The organism is Azotobacter bryophylli (genome assembly GCF_042643485.1).
GTDB classification, from domain to species: Bacteria; Pseudomonadota; Gammaproteobacteria; order Pseudomonadales; family Pseudomonadaceae; genus Azotobacter; species Azotobacter bryophylli.
In genome coordinates this window covers 95,057-110,017 of sequence record NZ_JBHRSJ010000017.1, presented here as the reverse complement: position 1 = coordinate 110,017, position 14,961 = coordinate 95,057, and the positions used below count along the sequence as shown (strand labels likewise).

15 protein-coding genes are annotated in these 14,961 nt (G+C 70.8%); 12 read left to right on the top strand and 3 right to left on the bottom strand.

What is annotated here, in order from left to right:
* Positions 1 to 9 precede the first annotated feature (9 nt).
* On the top strand, positions 10 to 1,554 hold the full coding sequence (locus ACFOJE_RS10315) for a SulP family inorganic anion transporter (RefSeq protein ID WP_377814247.1): 1,545 nt from the start codon (positions 10 to 12) through the stop codon (positions 1,552 to 1,554).
* 15 nt (positions 1,555 to 1,569) lie between these two features.
* On the opposite strand, the gene ACFOJE_RS10310 is transcribed toward ACFOJE_RS10315, so the two are convergent.
* Positions 1,570 to 2,214, bottom strand: coding sequence for a hypothetical protein (locus tag ACFOJE_RS10310; RefSeq protein ID WP_377814246.1), 645 nt, complete (start codon positions 2,212 to 2,214; stop codon positions 1,570 to 1,572).
* A gap of 358 nt (positions 2,215 to 2,572) precedes the next feature.
* Here ACFOJE_RS10310 and coxB point away from each other — a divergent pair, with 358 nt between their 5' ends.
* From coxB to ACFOJE_RS10290, 4 genes are read left to right on the top strand one after another with little or no spacing between them, the layout of a single operon-like run.
* Positions 2,573 to 3,724 carry a cytochrome c oxidase subunit II gene (gene coxB / locus ACFOJE_RS10305; protein WP_377814245.1) on the top strand — a complete coding sequence of 384 codons (1,152 nt, stop codon included), beginning with the start codon at positions 2,573 to 2,575 and terminating at the stop codon, positions 3,722 to 3,724.
* Positions 3,725 to 3,737: 13 nt separating this feature from the next.
* Positions 3,738 to 5,330: a cytochrome c oxidase subunit I gene (gene ctaD / locus ACFOJE_RS10300; protein WP_377814244.1), complete on the top strand. Its 1,593-nt coding sequence runs from the start codon at positions 3,738 to 3,740 to the stop codon at positions 5,328 to 5,330.
* A gap of 1 nt (position 5,331) precedes the next feature.
* Positions 5,332 to 5,898 (top strand): cytochrome c oxidase assembly protein, encoded by a 567-nt coding sequence (locus ACFOJE_RS10295; RefSeq protein WP_377814243.1) that lies wholly within the window; start codon positions 5,332 to 5,334, stop codon positions 5,896 to 5,898.
* Positions 5,899 to 5,902: 4 nt separating this feature from the next.
* Entirely contained in the window at positions 5,903 to 6,799 is an 897-nt protein-coding gene (locus ACFOJE_RS10290) for a cytochrome c oxidase subunit 3 (protein WP_377814242.1), read from the top strand.
* Positions 6,800 to 6,917: 118 nt separating this feature from the next.
* Here the strand turns inward: ACFOJE_RS10290 and ACFOJE_RS10285 are convergent, their stop codons facing one another.
* Positions 6,918 to 7,121 carry a twin transmembrane helix small protein gene (locus tag ACFOJE_RS10285; protein WP_377814241.1) on the bottom strand — a complete coding sequence of 68 codons (204 nt, stop codon included), beginning with the start codon at positions 7,119 to 7,121 and terminating at the stop codon, positions 6,918 to 6,920.
* Between the two features lie 70 nt (positions 7,122 to 7,191).
* On the opposite strand from ACFOJE_RS10285, the gene ACFOJE_RS10280 reads away from it, so the two are divergent.
* From ACFOJE_RS10280 to ACFOJE_RS10250, 7 genes are all read left to right on the top strand, one after another.
* A complete protein-coding gene (locus ACFOJE_RS10280) occupies positions 7,192 to 7,917 on the top strand; it encodes an SURF1 family protein (protein WP_377814285.1) in 726 nt (241 codons plus the stop codon).
* Positions 7,892 to 8,479 (top strand): hypothetical protein, encoded by a 588-nt coding sequence (locus ACFOJE_RS10275; protein WP_377814240.1) that lies wholly within the window; start codon positions 7,892 to 7,894, stop codon positions 8,477 to 8,479. The genes ACFOJE_RS10280 and ACFOJE_RS10275 overlap by 26 nt, the downstream gene beginning before the upstream one ends.
* Positions 8,480 to 8,496: 17 nt before the next feature.
* Positions 8,497 to 9,555, top strand: coding sequence for a COX15/CtaA family protein (locus ACFOJE_RS10270; protein ID WP_377814239.1), 1,059 nt, complete (start codon positions 8,497 to 8,499; stop codon positions 9,553 to 9,555).
* 163 nt (positions 9,556 to 9,718) lie between these two features.
* Positions 9,719 to 10,627, top strand: a complete 909-nt coding sequence (gene cyoE / locus ACFOJE_RS10265) for a heme o synthase (protein ID WP_377814238.1) — start codon at positions 9,719 to 9,721, stop codon at positions 10,625 to 10,627.
* A gap of 73 nt (positions 10,628 to 10,700) precedes the next feature.
* A complete protein-coding gene (locus tag ACFOJE_RS10260; RefSeq protein ID WP_377814237.1) occupies positions 10,701 to 11,336 on the top strand; it encodes an SCO family protein in 636 nt (211 codons plus the stop codon).
* 16 nt (positions 11,337 to 11,352) lie between these two features.
* A complete protein-coding gene (locus ACFOJE_RS10255) occupies positions 11,353 to 12,336 on the top strand; it encodes a zinc-dependent alcohol dehydrogenase family protein (RefSeq protein ID WP_377814236.1) in 984 nt (327 codons plus the stop codon).
* A gap of 48 nt (positions 12,337 to 12,384) precedes the next feature.
* Positions 12,385 to 14,163: a bifunctional metallophosphatase/5'-nucleotidase gene (locus ACFOJE_RS10250; RefSeq protein ID WP_377814235.1), complete on the top strand. Its 1,779-nt coding sequence runs from the start codon at positions 12,385 to 12,387 to the stop codon at positions 14,161 to 14,163.
* A gap of 10 nt (positions 14,164 to 14,173) precedes the next feature.
* Here the strand turns inward: ACFOJE_RS10250 and ACFOJE_RS10245 are convergent, their stop codons facing one another.
* Entirely contained in the window at positions 14,174 to 14,947 is a 774-nt protein-coding gene (locus tag ACFOJE_RS10245) for a MetQ/NlpA family ABC transporter substrate-binding protein (RefSeq protein ID WP_377814234.1), read from the bottom strand.
* Between the last annotated feature and the right edge of the window lie 14 nt (positions 14,948 to 14,961).

Here is a 14,961-nt window from a genome sequence, read left to right as displayed (position 1 = left end):
AGCAGTGCCATGTCCGAACAAAGTCTGAGATCCACCCTGCCACGGGACGCCCTCGCCTCCGTGGTGGTCTTCCTGGTCGCCCTGCCGCTGTGCATGGGCGTCGCCATCGCCTCCGGCATGCCGCCGGCCAAGGGGCTGATCACCGGCATCGTTGGCGGCCTGGTGGTCGGCGCCCTGGCCGGCGCGCCACTGCAGGTCAGCGGCCCGGCCGCGGGGCTGGCCGTGCTGGTGTTCGAGCTGGTGCGCGAGCACGGCATGGCCATGCTCGGGCCGATCCTGCTGCTGGCCGGGCTGATCCAACTGCTCGCCGGGCGCCTGCGCCTCGGCTGCTGGTTCCGCGTCACCGCGCCGGCGGTGGTCTACGGCATGCTCGCCGGCATCGGCATCCTCATCGTGCTGTCGCAGCTGCACGTGATGCTGGACGCCGCGCCGCACGCCTCCGGCCTGGAGAACCTGCGGGCGTTCCCGGCGGCGCTGGCCGGGGCGCTGCCGCTGTTCGGCGGGGGCGACGGTTGGGACGCGGGGGCGCTCGGTCTGGCGACCATCGCCACGATGTGGCTGTGGGACCGCTTCAAGCCCGGCCGGCTGCGCTTCCTGCCCGGGGCGCTGCTCGGCGTCGGCCTGGCGACCCTGCTCAGTCTGTGGCTGGTGCTGGACGTGCAGCGGGTGCAGGTGCCGGCCGACCTGAGCGAGGCGGTCGACTGGCTGCGCCCGGCCGATCTGCTGGCCCTGGCCGACCCCGGCCTGCTGCTGGCGGCGCTGGCCCTGGCCTTCATCGCCAGCGCCGAGACCCTGCTCTCGGCCGCCGCGGTGGACCGCATGCACCAGGGTCCGCGCGCCGATTTCGACCGCGAGCTGACTTCCCAGGGCATCGGCAACATGCTCTGCGGCCTGCTCGGCGCGCTGCCGATGACCGGGGTCATCGTGCGCAGCTCGGCCAACGTCCAGGCCGGCGCGCGCACCCGCCTGTCGGCGATGCTCCACGGCCTCTGGCTGCTGGCCTTCGTCCTCGTGCTCACCGCGCTGCTGCAGCGCATCCCGGTGGCCAGCCTGGCCGGGGTGCTGGTCTACACCGGGGTCAAGCTGGTGGACCTGAAGGCCCTGCGCAGCCTCGGCCGCTACGGGCGGATGCCGATGTTCGTCTACGCCGCCACGGCCCTGGCGATCCTCTTCACCGACTTGCTGTCCGGGGTGCTGGTGGGCTTCGCCCTGACCCTGGCGAAGCTCGCCTGGAGCGCTTCGCGGCTGAAGGTCCAGCTGGTCCAGGGCGACGACGGGCGGGCCGAGCTGCGCATGGTCGGCGCCGCGACCTTCCTCAAGGTGCCGCAGCTGGCGCGGGCGCTGGCGGCGGTGCGGCCGGGCAGCGAACTGCACGTGCCGCTGGACCGGCTGACCTACATCGACCACGCCTGCATGGAACTGCTCGACGAATGGCGCGCGGCCAACGAGGCCAAGGGCTGCCGTCTGGTGATCGAGCCGCGGGCGCTCCGGCGGCGTCTGGAAGGCCGCCGGCGGACCAACGCGGCCCTCGGCGGCGCCCGCGGCGCGGCATGAAGGGCGTCGGCGCGGCTAGGCGACGCTCAGGCGCAGCTCCACGCCGAACTGGCGCGACAGGCAGGGCCAGCGGCGCCAGGCGTTGAGGGTCAGCGGGTTGAGCAGGCGGTCGCGGTAGGCCTGCAGCGAGACCTGCTCCATCAGGGTGTTGCCGAGCAGGCCGTTGACCGCCAGCAGCACCGCCTCGTCGAGCTTGTTGGCGAACGGCTCGCCGATCAGCTGGTGGGCCACCAGGTTGGCCACGGTGGTGTCCAGCGGGATCAGCGGCTGGCCGACGAAGACGATGTAGCGGTCGTTGATCTCCTCGATCAGGCGGTGGGCCAGGTAGGCCTCGTCGAGCAGCCCGACCAGGCCCTCCTGGCCTTCCAGCATGGTCGGCGGGCTGAGGAAGAAGTGTTCCGCCACCTTCATCACCGGCTTGATCTGGGCCTCGATCTCCGCCTCGCGGGCCACCGCCTGGGCGGCCTCGATCAGCTCCGGCACCTGGTCGATGTAGCCGGCGACGAAACGGCTGAGGCTGTCCAGGCCGTCGTGCGGCGGCAGGCCGATCGCCCGGTGCAGCGACGGCAGCCGGCTCTCCAGCCGCCGGGCGAGGGTGCAGTGGAGGGCTTCGTGCTGGTGCGCGCGCCGGATCGACTGGCGCAGTGCGGCGATGTTCAAGATGGGCTCCTGGCTGATGGCGTGCCGCTTGCTGACGGAGCGGTTGCCTAAAGCTTAGTCGTTCGGCAGATGGCCGCTAAAGGCCGATCGCTTTTATTTGTCCGGAGCGGCCGTCCTAGAGCCTTCGCGGGCACGCAAAAAAACTTCGGCCGCGTTGTGATGCCGCAGCGGCTGTCTATACTCGGAATCGAAAGGCATTACCGAACCAAGCCCGACTGCGCGACGGCAGACCGGGTCCGGCGGTGAAGGCCGCGCGGAAACGGAATTTCCGGCGGTCCCCAAAGTCTGCTGTCTTGGCAGCCGCACCCAGTCACCGGGTAAAGCCGGCGGGATTATAAGAACGACAAGGGGAACCCGCATGAAGCGACATCCACAAGCCTGGATGGGCTTGCTCCTGTGTTCGCAGTTCGGCCAGGCCCGGGCAGCCTGGGACGTGAACATGAGGCAGGGGGTGACGGAGGTCAGTCGTTCCGTCTTCGACCTGCACATGACCATCTTCTGGATCTGCGTGATCATCGGCGTGCTGGTGTTCGGCGCGATGTTCTGGTCGATGTTCGCCCACCGCCGCTCCCGCCGCGGGCAGCCCGCGCACTTCCACGAGAACACCCGGGTCGAGGTGCTCTGGACCGTCATTCCGCTGCTGATCCTGATCGCCATGGCCGTGCCGGCGACCCGCACCCTGATCCACATCTACGACCCGTCCGAGCCCGATCTGGACATCCAGATCACCGGCCACCAGTGGAAATGGCACTACAAGTACCTGGGCCAGGACGTGGAATTCTTCAGCAATCTGGCGACCCCGCGCGAGGCCGTGGCCAACCGGCAGCCCAAGGGCGAGCACTACCTGCTGGAAGTGGACGAGCCGCTGGTTATTCCGTCCGGGGCCAAGGTGCGCTTCCTGGTCACTGCGGCGGACGTGATCCATTCTTGGTGGGTGCCCGAGCTGGGGGTGAAGAAGGACGCCATCCCCGGCTTCGTCAACGAGGCCTGGGCCCGCGTCGACACCCCCGGCATCTACCGCGGCCAGTGCACCGAGCTGTGCGGCAAGGACCACGGCTTCATGCCGGTGGTGGTGGAGGTCAAGGCCCCGGCGGACTACTCGGCCTGGCTGGCGGGCAAGCAGGCGGCCGCCGCCGAGGTCAAGGCGCTGAGCAGCAAGGAGTGGACCCGCGAGGAGCTGGTCGAGCGCGGCGAGAAGGTCTACCAGACCAACTGCGCGGCCTGCCACCAGCCCGGCGGCACCGGGCTGCCGCCGATGTTCCCGGCGCTCAAGGGCTCGGCCATCGCCACCGGCCCGAAGGAGGGACACATGGACCGGGTGGTCAACGGCAAGCCGGGCACCGCCATGGCCGCCTTCGGCAAGCAGCTGTCGGCCGTCGACCTGGCCGCGGTCATCACCTACGAGCGCAACGCCTTCGGCAACGCCGTCGGCGACATGGTCAGCCCGCAGGACATCCTCGCCTTCGAGAAGGCCGGGGCGACCAGCCAGGGCATGCAGCCCAACCCATAGAGGAGAGGCCATCATGAGTGCAGTGATCGAGCCGGGCCACGTCGGCCATGGCGAACACCACCCGGGCCCGGCCAGCGGGCTGATGCGCTGGGTGCTGACCACCAACCACAAGGACATCGGCACCCTCTACCTGTGCTTCAGCTTCGCCGCCTTCCTGCTTGGCGGCAGCATGGCCATGGTCATCCGCGCCGAACTGTTCCAGCCGGGGCTGCAGATCGTCCAGCCGGAGTTCTTCAACCAGATGACCACCATGCACGGCCTGATGATGGTCTTCGGCGCGGTGATGCCGGCCTTCGTCGGCCTGGCCAACTGGATGATCCCGCTGATGATCGGCGCGCCGGACATGGCCCTGCCGCGGATGAACAACTTCAGCTTCTGGCTGCTGCCGGCGGCCTTCGGCCTTTTGATCAGCACCCTGTTCATGCGGGGCGGCGGGCCGAACTTCGGCTGGACCTTCTACGCCCCGCTATCCACCACCTACGCGCCGGAGAGCGTGACCTTCTTCATCTTCGCCATCCACCTGATGGGCATCAGCTCGATCATGGGCGCGATCAACGTGATCGCCACCGTGCTCAACCTGCGCGCCCCGGGCATGACCCTGATGAAGATGCCGCTGTTCGTCTGGACCTGGCTGATCACCGCCTTCCTGCTGATCGGCGTGATGCCGGTGCTGGCCGGGGTGGTGACCATGATGCTGATGGACATCCACTTCGGCACCAGCTTCTTCAGTGCCGCTGGCGGCGGCGACCCGGTGCTGTTCCAGCACGTGTTCTGGTTCTTCGGCCACCCCGAGGTGTACATCATGATCCTGCCGGCGTTCGGCGCGATCAGCTCGATCATCCCGACCTTCTCGCGCAAGCCGCTGTTCGGCTACACCTCCATGGTCTACGCCACCGGGGCGATCGCCTTCCTCTCGTTCATCGTCTGGGCGCACCACATGTTCGTGGTCGGCATCCCGCTGACCGGCGAGCTGTTCTTCATGTACGCCACCATGCTGATCGCCGTGCCCACCGGGGTGAAGGTGTTCAACTGGGTCAGCACCATGTGGCGCGGCTCGCTGACCTTCGAGGCGCCGATGATGTTCGCCGTGGCCTTCGTCATCCTCTTCACCATCGGCGGCTTCTCCGGGCTGATGCTGGCCATCGCCCCGGCCGATTTCCAGTACCACGACACCTACTTCGTGGTGGCGCACTTCCACTACGTGCTGGTGCCGGGGGCGATCTTCGGCATCTTCGCCTCCGCCTACTACTGGCTGCCCAAGTGGACCGGGCACATGTACGACCAGACCCTGGCCAAGCTGCACTTCTGGCTGTCCTTCGTCGGCATGAACCTGGCCTTCTTCCCCATGCACTTCCTCGGCCTGGCCGGCATGCCGCGGCGCATCCCCGACTACAACCTGATGTTCGCCAACTTCAACATGGTCTCCAGCATCGGCGCCTTCCTGTTCGGCGCCACCCAGCTGCTGTTCCTCTACATCGTGGTCAAGTGCGTGCGCGGCGGCGAGCCTGCGCCGGCCAAGCCCTGGGACGGCGCCGACGGCCTGGAGTGGACGGTGCCCTCGCCGGCGCCCTACCACACCTTCCAGACGCCGCCGGAGGTGAGGTGAGATGGCCGTTCCCCCGAGCGCGAACGACGGCCCGCGCACCCGCCGCCTGGTGGTCCGCCTGCTGCTGGTGGTGGTCGCCATGTTCGGCTTCGGTTTCGCCCTGGTGCCGATGTACGAGGTGATGTGCCAGGCCTTCGGCATCAACGGCAAGACCGCCGGGGCCTGGCAGGGCGCCCAGTCCTCCGACGAGGCGCGCGAGGTGCGGGTGCAGTTCCTCGCCACCAACGCCGCCGGCATGGTCTGGGAGTTCGCCCCGCTGCAGGGCGAGGTGCGGGTGCATCCCGGCGCCACCGAGCAGGTGCTGTTCGTCGCCCGCAACCCGACCGACCGGCCGATGACCGCCCAGGCCGTGCCCAGCGTGGTGCCGGCGCGGGCCGCGGCCTGGTTCCACAAGACCGAGTGCTTCTGCTTCACCCAGCAGGTACTGCAGCCGGGGGAGCGCATCGAGATGCCGCTGCGCTTCGTCGTCGACCGCGATCTGCCGGCGGACATCCGCCAGCTGACCCTCGCCTACACGCTGTTCGACATCACGGCCCGCCAGCCGCCCGTGGCCCGGGTCGCCCAATAAGGAGATGACCATGTCGACGACCCACGAGCAGTACTACGTTCCCGCCCAGAGCAAGTGGCCGATCATCGCCAGCCTCGGCCTGCTGACCACGGTCTACGGACTGGGGACCTGGTTCAACGACCTCAAGGCCGGGCGCGACGGTCTGACCGGCCCGGCGATCTTCTTCGTCGGCGCGCTGCTGCTGGCCTACATGCTGTTCGGCTGGTTCGGCAACGTGGTGCGCGAGGGCCGCGCCGGGCTCTACAGCGCGCAGATGGACCGCTCGTTCCGCTGGGGCATGAGCTGGTTCATCTTCTCCGAGGTGATGTTCTTCCTGGCCTTCTTCGGCGCGCTGTTCTACGTGCGCTACTGGACCGGCCCCTGGCTCGCCGGCGAGGGCGACAAGGGCGTCAGCCACATGCTCTGGCCGAACTTCCAGTTCAGCTGGCCGCTGCTGCAGAACCCCGACCCGAGCCGCTTCCCGCCGCCGCGCGGGACCATCAGCGCCTGGTCGCTGCCTTTGGTCAACACCCTGCTGCTGGTGTCCTCCAGCTTCACCGTGACCTTCGCCCACCACGCCCTCAAGCAGGGTGCGCGGCAGAAGCTCAAGCTCTGGCTGGCGCTGACCATCGGGCTCGGGGCGACCTTCCTGTTCTTCCAGGCCAGCGAGTACGCCCACGCCTACCACGAGCTGGGGCTGACCCTGGGCTCGGGCATCTACGGCGCGACCTTCTTCATGCTCACCGGCTTCCACGGCGCCCACGTGACCATCGGCGCGATCATCCTCACGGTGATGCTGGTGCGCGTGCTGCGCGGCCATTTCACCCCGGACCACCACTTCGGCTTCGAGGCGGCGAGCTGGTACTGGCACTTCGTCGACGTGGTGTGGATCTGCCTGTTCGTCTTCGTCTACGTGTTGTGAGCAAGCAGGGGGGCAGGACGTAGGGTGGGTAACGGCGAAGCCTTGCCCACCGAACGGAGCCGCCCGGGTGGGAAAGACCCGCGGTCGTTTCCCGCCCTGCGAAACGATGGAACGGCGACTACCAGGTCACATGGGAGACCAGTTCGCCGCTGTGCAGGCCCCAGGCGATCAGCCCCAGGGTCACCGCCGCCAGGCAGACCCGCAGGTACAGGGCATGCAGCACCCGGTTGCCGCGACCGCCGTCGCGGACCAGGAAGAACAGGCCGCTGAACAGGCTGACCAGGGTGGCCAGGAGCAACAGGAGGATCGCTGCCTTGAGCATGAGTGAGTCCGCGAAGGGAGGGGATAAGGTGCAGTATAGCCAGTCGACAGCGACGCTCCGCCGGCTCCTGCTGCGCCACTTCCGGCCCGGCTGGGGCCCCAGCCTGATCGTGCTGGTGCTGCTGCCGGTGCTGCTCGGGCTCGGCTGGTGGCAGCTGGGCCGGGCGGAGGACAAGCGCGAGCTGCTGGCGCAGATGGAGCGGCAGAGCAGCGCCGTGCCGGCCAGCCTGGAGCAGCTGCTGGCCGAGGGCGCGCCGGCCTTCCGCCGGGTGCTGCTGGAGGGCCGCTTCGACGCCCAGCATAGCCTGCTGCTGGACAACCGCACGCGCCTCGGCCAGCCCGGCGTCGAGCTGCTGCAGCCGTTCGAGGAGCAGAGCGGGCACTGGCTGCTGATCAACCGCGGCTGGCTGCCCTGGCCCGACCGGCGGCAGATGCCGGCCTTCGACACCCCGGGGCGGCGGCTGGCGCTGACCGCCTGGGTCTACCGCCCGCCGCACAGCCCCATCGTCCTCAAGAACCCGGCCGGCGAGAGCTGGCCGCGGCTGATCAACCGGGTCGATGCGCCGGCCCTCTGGCAGGAGCTCAAGCGCGACGGTCTGCCCTTCGAGCTGCGTCTGGAACCGGGCCCGGCCGCCTATGCGGTGAACTGGCCGACGGTGACCCTCAACCCGGAGCAGCACCTGGGCTACGCCGTGCAGTGGTTCTCCCTGGCCGCCGCCCTGCTGGTCCTGTTCGTCTACCTCGGTATCCGCCACGCTCAGGAGACCCGCCATGCCTCCAGCCGCCATCCCGACTGAAATCCGCCCCGTGCGCTGGCGCGGCCGTCTGCAGCTGCTGGCGATCCTCGCCGTGGTGATCGGGCCGATGCTGCTGGCCGGGGCCATGCACCGCTGGCGCTTCTGGGTGCCGGAGGGGCGCAGCTACCACGGCGAGCTGGTCGCCACCGGCCTGGGCCGGGCCGACCTCGGCGTGGAGCCGGCGGCGGACGAGGCGCCGCGCTGGCAACTGCTGGTCACGGCGCCTGCGGACTGCGCCGAGGACTGCCGGCAGCTGGTCTACCTGGCCCGGCAGATCCACATCGGCCTGGGCCGCGACGCCGACCGCGGCGGTCACGCCCTGGCCGCGGGCGAGCCGCTGGCGGCGGATTACGCCGGCCGGCTCGAGCGGGAATACCCGCAGCTGCGCCGCTACCGGCTGCAGCGGGCGGTCTACGAGCGGGCCGCGCCGGGGCTTTCCGGGGCGCAGCTGTGGATCGTCGACCCGCTCGGCAACCTGGTGCTGCGCTACGGCGCGGCGACGGACGGCAAGGGCGTGCTGGAGGATCTGCGCCTGCTACTGAAGTTGTCGAAGATCGGCTGAGACCGGAGGAGATCGTCATGGACCGACGCCGCCGGCCGGGCTTCCGCCTGGCCCTGTTCGCCACCGGACTGGCCCTGCTCGTGGTGCTGCTCGGCGCCTATACCCGGCTGACCCACGCCGGGCTCGGCTGCCCGGACTGGCCGGGCTGCTACGGCTTCCTCCACGTGCCGAGCAGCGCGGAGCAGCTGGCCCACGCCGAGCGGCACTTCCCCGAGGCGCCGGTGGAGGCGGAGAAGGGCTGGAACGAGATGATCCACCGCTACTTCGCCGGCAGCCTGGCCCTGGCCATCCTCGCCCTGGCCGTACAGGCGCTGCGCCGGCGGCGCGAGCCGGGCCGGCCGCTCGGGCTGCCGCTGGCCCTGCTCGGGGTGGTGGTGGCCCAGGCCCTGTTCGGCATGTGGACGGTCACCCTCCGGCTCTGGCCGCAGGTGGTCACCGGCCATCTGCTCGGCGGCATGACCACCCTCGCCCTGCTCTTCCTGCTCGGCCTGCGCCTCTCCGGGGGCGTGCCGGGACTGTCCGCGCCGGCGCCGGGGTTGCGCGCCCTGGCGGCCTGCGCCCTGGCCCTGACCGCCGGGCAGATCGCCCTGGGCGGCTGGGTCAGCAGCAACTACGCGGCCATGGCCTGCCTCGACCTGCCCACCTGCCACGGCCGCTGGTGGCCGCGGATGGACTTCGCCAGCGCCTTCCACCTGACCCAGGCCATCGGCCCCAACTACCTGGGCGGCCAGCTGGACGGCGAGGCGCGCATCGCCATCCACCTGAGCCACCGCCTCGGCGCCCTGGCCGTCGCCCTGACCCTGGCGCTGCTGGCCTGGCGCCTGGCCAGCGCCGGCCTCGGGCGGCTGGCCGGCCTGCTGCTGACGGCGCTGGCGCTGCAGCTGGGGCTGGGGCTCGGCAACGTGCTGCTGCACCTGCCGCTGGCCGTGGCGGTGGCCCACAACGGCGGCGCCGCCCTGCTGCTGCTGACGCTGGTGCTGGTCAACTACCGGCTGCGCCCGGTGCCGCTCACGGCGTCCGATGGTGCCCGGGGCCCGGTGTGGGCGCCCCGCTCCGCCTCCGGAGGGGCCGGATGAGGGCCGGCGTGGGAACGCTCGGCTCCGTAGGACGGGTTGGAACCTGGGGTGGATGGCCACCCCGTGGAAAACCGCGTGCGTTACCCAGCCGACGCTCCGGGTCCGCTCCGTGGGCGACGCCGCCGGCCTCGCAGGACAAGAACGACAACAAGGAGAAACGACCATGGCCACCCTACTCGCCACCCGCAGCCAGCGGGCCACCTGGCGCGACTATCTGGAACTGACCAAGCCCAGGGTGGTGCTGCTGATGCTGATCACCTCGCTGGTCGGCATGTTCCTCGCCACCCGCGCCGGGGTGCCCTGGACGGTGCTGCTGTTCGGTAACCTGGGCATCGCCCTCTGCGCCGGGGCGGCGGCGGCGGTCAACCATGTGGTCGACCGCCGCATCGACGCGCTGATGGCGCGCACCCATAAGCGCCCGCTGGCGGAGGGCCGCGTCTCGCCGGGGGCGGCGCTGGCCTTCGCCCTGCTCCTGGCCGTGGCCGGCACGGCCCTGTTGCTGGCCTTCACCAACGAGCTGACGGCCTGGCTGACCCTGGCCTCGCTGCTCGGCTACGCGGTGGTCTACACCGGCCTGCTCAAGCGCGCCACGCCGCAGAACATCGTCATCGGCGGACTGGCCGGCGCCGCGCCGCCGCTGCTCGGCTGGGTCGCGGTGAGCGGCCACCTCTCCGCCGAGCCGCTGCTGCTGGTGCTCATCATCTTCGCCTGGACCCCGCCGCACTTCTGGGCCCTGGCCATCCACCGCAAGGCCGAGTACGCCAAGGTCGGGATTCCCATGCTGCCGGTGACCCACGGCGAGCCCTACACCAAGCTGCACATCCTGCTCTACACCCTGATGCTCCTGGCGGCGAGTCTGCTACCCTATGCCATCCACATGAGCGGCCCGCTCTATCTGGGCTGCGCCCTCGTTCTCGGCGGGCGCTTCCTCCACTGGGCCTGGGCGCTGTATCGGGGCAGCCGGCCGCATGCGGCGATCCGGACCTTCAAATACAGCATCTGCTACCTCTTTCTGCTCTTCATCGCGCTGCTCGTTGACCACTATCAGTCCGCCGAAAATCTGCTGCGCTAGTCTGACCGGTGTCGAAGCCGCCCCGGCCCGCTCCGGGGCCGCCTGCCGAGCCGATGAAGCCTAAGGACCCCCGATGACGCGTATCCAGAAGACCGTTCTCATCCTCGTCGCGCTGATCGCCCTGGTGCTCGGCCTGACCTTCTCCCGGGTGCTGACCGGCACGCGCCAGGCCGACCCGGCCGCGCTGCTCGACGCCGGCATCGTCCTGCTGCCCAGGAGCCGCCCGCTGCCGTCGCTGCCGCTGACCGACCAGGACGGCCGGCCGCAGGCGCTGGACCAGCTCCGCGACAAGTGGAGCCTGGTGTTCTTCGGCTACACCTTCTGTCCGGACGTCTGCCCGACCACCCTCGCCGAGCTGCGCCAGCTGAACGGCCTGCTGCCGGCGCAGACCCGCGAGCGGCTGCGCGTGGTGATGGTCAGCATCGACCCGAACCGCGACACCCCGGCCCAGCTCAAGCAGTACCTCGGCTACTTCGACCCCGCCTACGTCGGCCTGACCGGCGAGCTGGCGGACATCCAGAAACTCGCCGGCGCCGTCGGCATCCCCTTCATCCCCGGCGACACCAGCCGGGAGAACTACACCGTGGACCACAGCGGCAACCTGGTCCTGCTCGGCCCGGACGGCACCCAGCGCGGCTTCGTCCGCGCGCCGCTGAACCCGGGCAAGCTGGCCGAGCAGCTGCCGCTGCTGGTCGAGTCGCAACCCTGATCACGGAGGAATCCCCATGCGCGCCATGGTTCTCGAAGCGGTAGGCCAGCCCCTGGTGCTGCGCGAGTTGCCCGAACCCCAGCCCGGCCCCGGCGAGCTGCGGGTGCGGGTCAGTGCCTGCGGCGTCTGCCGCACCGACCTGCACGTGGTCGACGGCGAGCTGCCGCAGGTGACCCCGCCGGTCATTCCGGGGCACGAGATCGTCGGTCGCGTCGAGGCGCTCGGCCCCGGCGTCGAGGGCTTCGCCATCGGCCAGCGGGTCGGCATCCCCTGGCTCGGGCACACCTGCGGCCAGTGCTGGTACTGCCGGCACCAGGCGGAGAACCTCTGCGACGCGCCGCAGTTCACCGGCTACACTCGCCCCGGCGGTTACGCCGAGCAGGTGGTGGCCGACGCCCGCTTCGCCTTCGCCCTGGGCGAGGACGGCGACGACGTGGCCCTGGCGCCGCTGCTCTGCGCCGGGCTGATCGGCTGGCGTTCGCTGGTCAAGGCCGGCGACGCCCGGCGCCTCGGCCTCTACGGCTTCGGCGCGGCGGCGCACATCGTCATGCAGGTGGCGCGCTGGCAGGGGCGCGAGGTGTACGCCTTCAGCCGCCCGGGCGACCGCGCCGCCCAGGACTTCGCCAGCTCCCTCGGCGCGGTCTGGGCCGGCGGCTCGGACGAGCTGCCGCCCGAGCCGCTGGACGCGGCGATCCTTTACGCGCCGGTCGGCGACCTGGTGCCCGCCGCGCTGCGCGCCCTGCGCAAGGGTGGCCGGGTGGTCTGCGCCGGCATCCACATGAGCGACATCCCGAGCTTCCCCTACGACATCCTCTGGGAGGAGCGCGAAGTGGTCTCGGTGGCCAACCTGACCCGCCAGGACGGCCTGGACTTCTTCGCCGTCGCCGCCCAGGCCGGCATCCGCACCGAGACCCATCCCTACCGCCTGGAGGACGCCAACCGGGCCCTCGACGACCTGCGCTGCGGGCGCTTCCAGGGCGCCGCCGTACTGGTGCCCTGAGTCGCCGGCGGCGCGCCGGCTGGACCCGGCCGCCCGCCGGCGGGTATCGTGGGTGCCCGCCGAGCCGAGCGCTCGATCCAGCAACTGCCGATCGCCCGCCGGGCGAAGCGCGAGGAAACCATGCCCCGCCCCGCTCCCCTCGTCCGCTCCCTGGGCCTGCTGCTCGCGCTGGCGCTGGGCGGCTGCAGCCAGGTGCCCCGGTCCGCGCCGGTCGAGGTCAACCTGGCGGTGATCAACGATCTGCACGGCTACCTCCAGAGCAATCCCTTCAGCTACGAGGAGCCGGCGGGCGGCCGGACCACCCTGCAGGCCGGCGGCCTCGCGGCGCTCGGCGGACTCTTGACCGAGCTGCGCCGACAGGACCCGGAGCTGCTGTTCGTCGGCGGCGGCGACCTGATCGGCGCCAGCCCGCCGCTCTCCGCCCTGTGGGCCGACGAGCCGACTCTCAAGGCATTGGACCTGCTGGGTCTGAAGCTTTCCGTGGTTGGCAACCATGAGCTGGACAGCGGCCGCCAGGAGCTGCTGCGCCAGGTCCGCGGCGGCTGCGCCTCGCCGCGCCCGCAGCGGGCCTGCCGCTTCGACGGCGAGCACCGCGGCACGCGCTTCCCCTACATCGCCGCCAACCTGATCGACAGCGCCAGCGGCGAGCTGCTGTTCGCGCCCTACCGCATCGAGACCGTGCACGGGGTGAGGATCGCCTTCGTCGGCGCGGTGCCGCAAGACCTGCCCTCGATGGTCCCCCGTTCGAGCCTGGCGGGGCTGGACACCCTGGACGAAGCCGAGGCGATCAACGCGCAGCTTCCCGCGCTGCGCCGCCAGGGCGTGGACGTCATCGTCGCGCTGGTGCACAACGGCGGGCGCACCGACGAGCCGTTCGACCGACAGGACTGCCGCGGCCTGCAGGGCGAGATCGTCGAGGTGGCCCGGCGGCTCGATCCGCAGATCGAACTGTTGATCAGCGCGCACACCCACGAGGGCTATCTCTGCCGGGTCGGCGACCGGCTGGTGACCCAGGCGTCTTCCTACGGTCGCCTGCTCACCCACCTGACCCTGAGAATCGACCCGGCCAGCCGCCGGGTACTGGGCATCGAGGCGCGCAACCTGCTGGTCGACCCGCGGCGCTACCCGGGCGACGCCGGGATGCGGGCCCTCGAGCAGCGGGTCGAACAGCGCAGCGGGGCACTGCTCGAGAAGCCGGTCGCGCGTCTGGGGGCCGCCCGCATCCCCAGGGCGGCCGACGCCTCGGGCGAGTCGGCGATGGGCGATCTGGTGGCCGATGCCCAGCTGGCGGCGACCCGGCACCTGGGGGCCGAGGCGGCGCTGGCCAACTACGGCGGCATTCGCGGCGAACTGGCGCTGGAGCCGGGGCGCAGCCGCGTCAGCTTCGGTCAACTGGCCGCCGTGCAGCCGTTCGGCAACCGCCTGGTCGTGCTGACCCTGAGCGGCGCCCAGCTGCGCGAGCTGCTCGAACAGCAGTGGCGCGACGGCGAATTCGCGCCGCTGCAGGTGTCCGCCTCGCTGAGCTACCGCTGGGACGCCTCGCGGCCTCCGGGGCGGCGCGTCCTGCCGGGCAGCCTGCGGATCGACGGCCGGCCGGTGCGGGACGGGCAGGCGTATCGGATCGCGGTCAATGCTTTCCTCGCCGACGGCGGCGATCATTTCACCGTGCTGACCCGCGCCGGCCAGCGCCTGGACACCCCAATCGAGGACCGGCAGGCGCTGATCGACTACCTCCAGGCCTGCGACCGCAGCGGCGCGCCGGCCGGCCGCGGCGAACCGGCGCGGCGCTTCCGCCCGGTCGGCCGGCCGGTCGTCGCCGGCCCGTAGGAGCGAGCGCTCAGAACGCCGGCACCAGGCTGCCCTGGTACTTCTCCTCGATGAAGCGCCGCACCTCGGGGCCGTTCAGCTCCTCGGCCAGCCGGCGCATGGCCGGGGCGTACTGGTTGTCCGGGCGGGAGACCAGGATGTTGACGTAGGGCGACTCGTTGTCCTCGATGATCAGCGGGTCGCGGCGCGGGTCGAGGCCGGCTTCCAGGGCGTAGTTGGTGTTGATCAGCGCCAGGTCGATCTGGTCCAGCACCCGCGGCAGGGTCGCCGCTTCCAGCTCGCGGATGCGCAGCTTCTTCGGATTGGCGGCGACGTCGCGCAGCGAGGCGGTGACGCCGGCGCCGTCCCGCAGGCTGATCAGCCCGCCCTTGGCCAAGAGCAGCAGGGCGCGTCCGGCGTTGGTGGCGTCGTTGGGGATGACCACCTCGGCGCGGTCGGGCAGCGCCTCGAGGGTCCGGTACTTGCGCGAGTAGGCGCCGAACGGCTCGATGTGCACGGCGACCACCCTGACCAGATCGGTGCCCCGGCTGCGGTTGAACTCGTCCAGGTACGGCTGGTGCTGGAAGAAGTTGGCGTCCAGGCGCTTCTCGGCGACCTGGACGTTGGGCTGCACGTAGTCGTTGAAGATCTTGACCCTCAGCTCGATGCCCTTCTCGGCCAGCTTCGGCCGGACGAAGTCGAGGATCTGGGCGTGCGGCACGGCGGTGGCGGCGACCGTCAGGGTCTCCGCGGCCTGGGCGGAGAAGGCCGCGACGGCGGCCAGGGCGAGCAGCAGTTTCTTCATGGGGTCGGACGCTC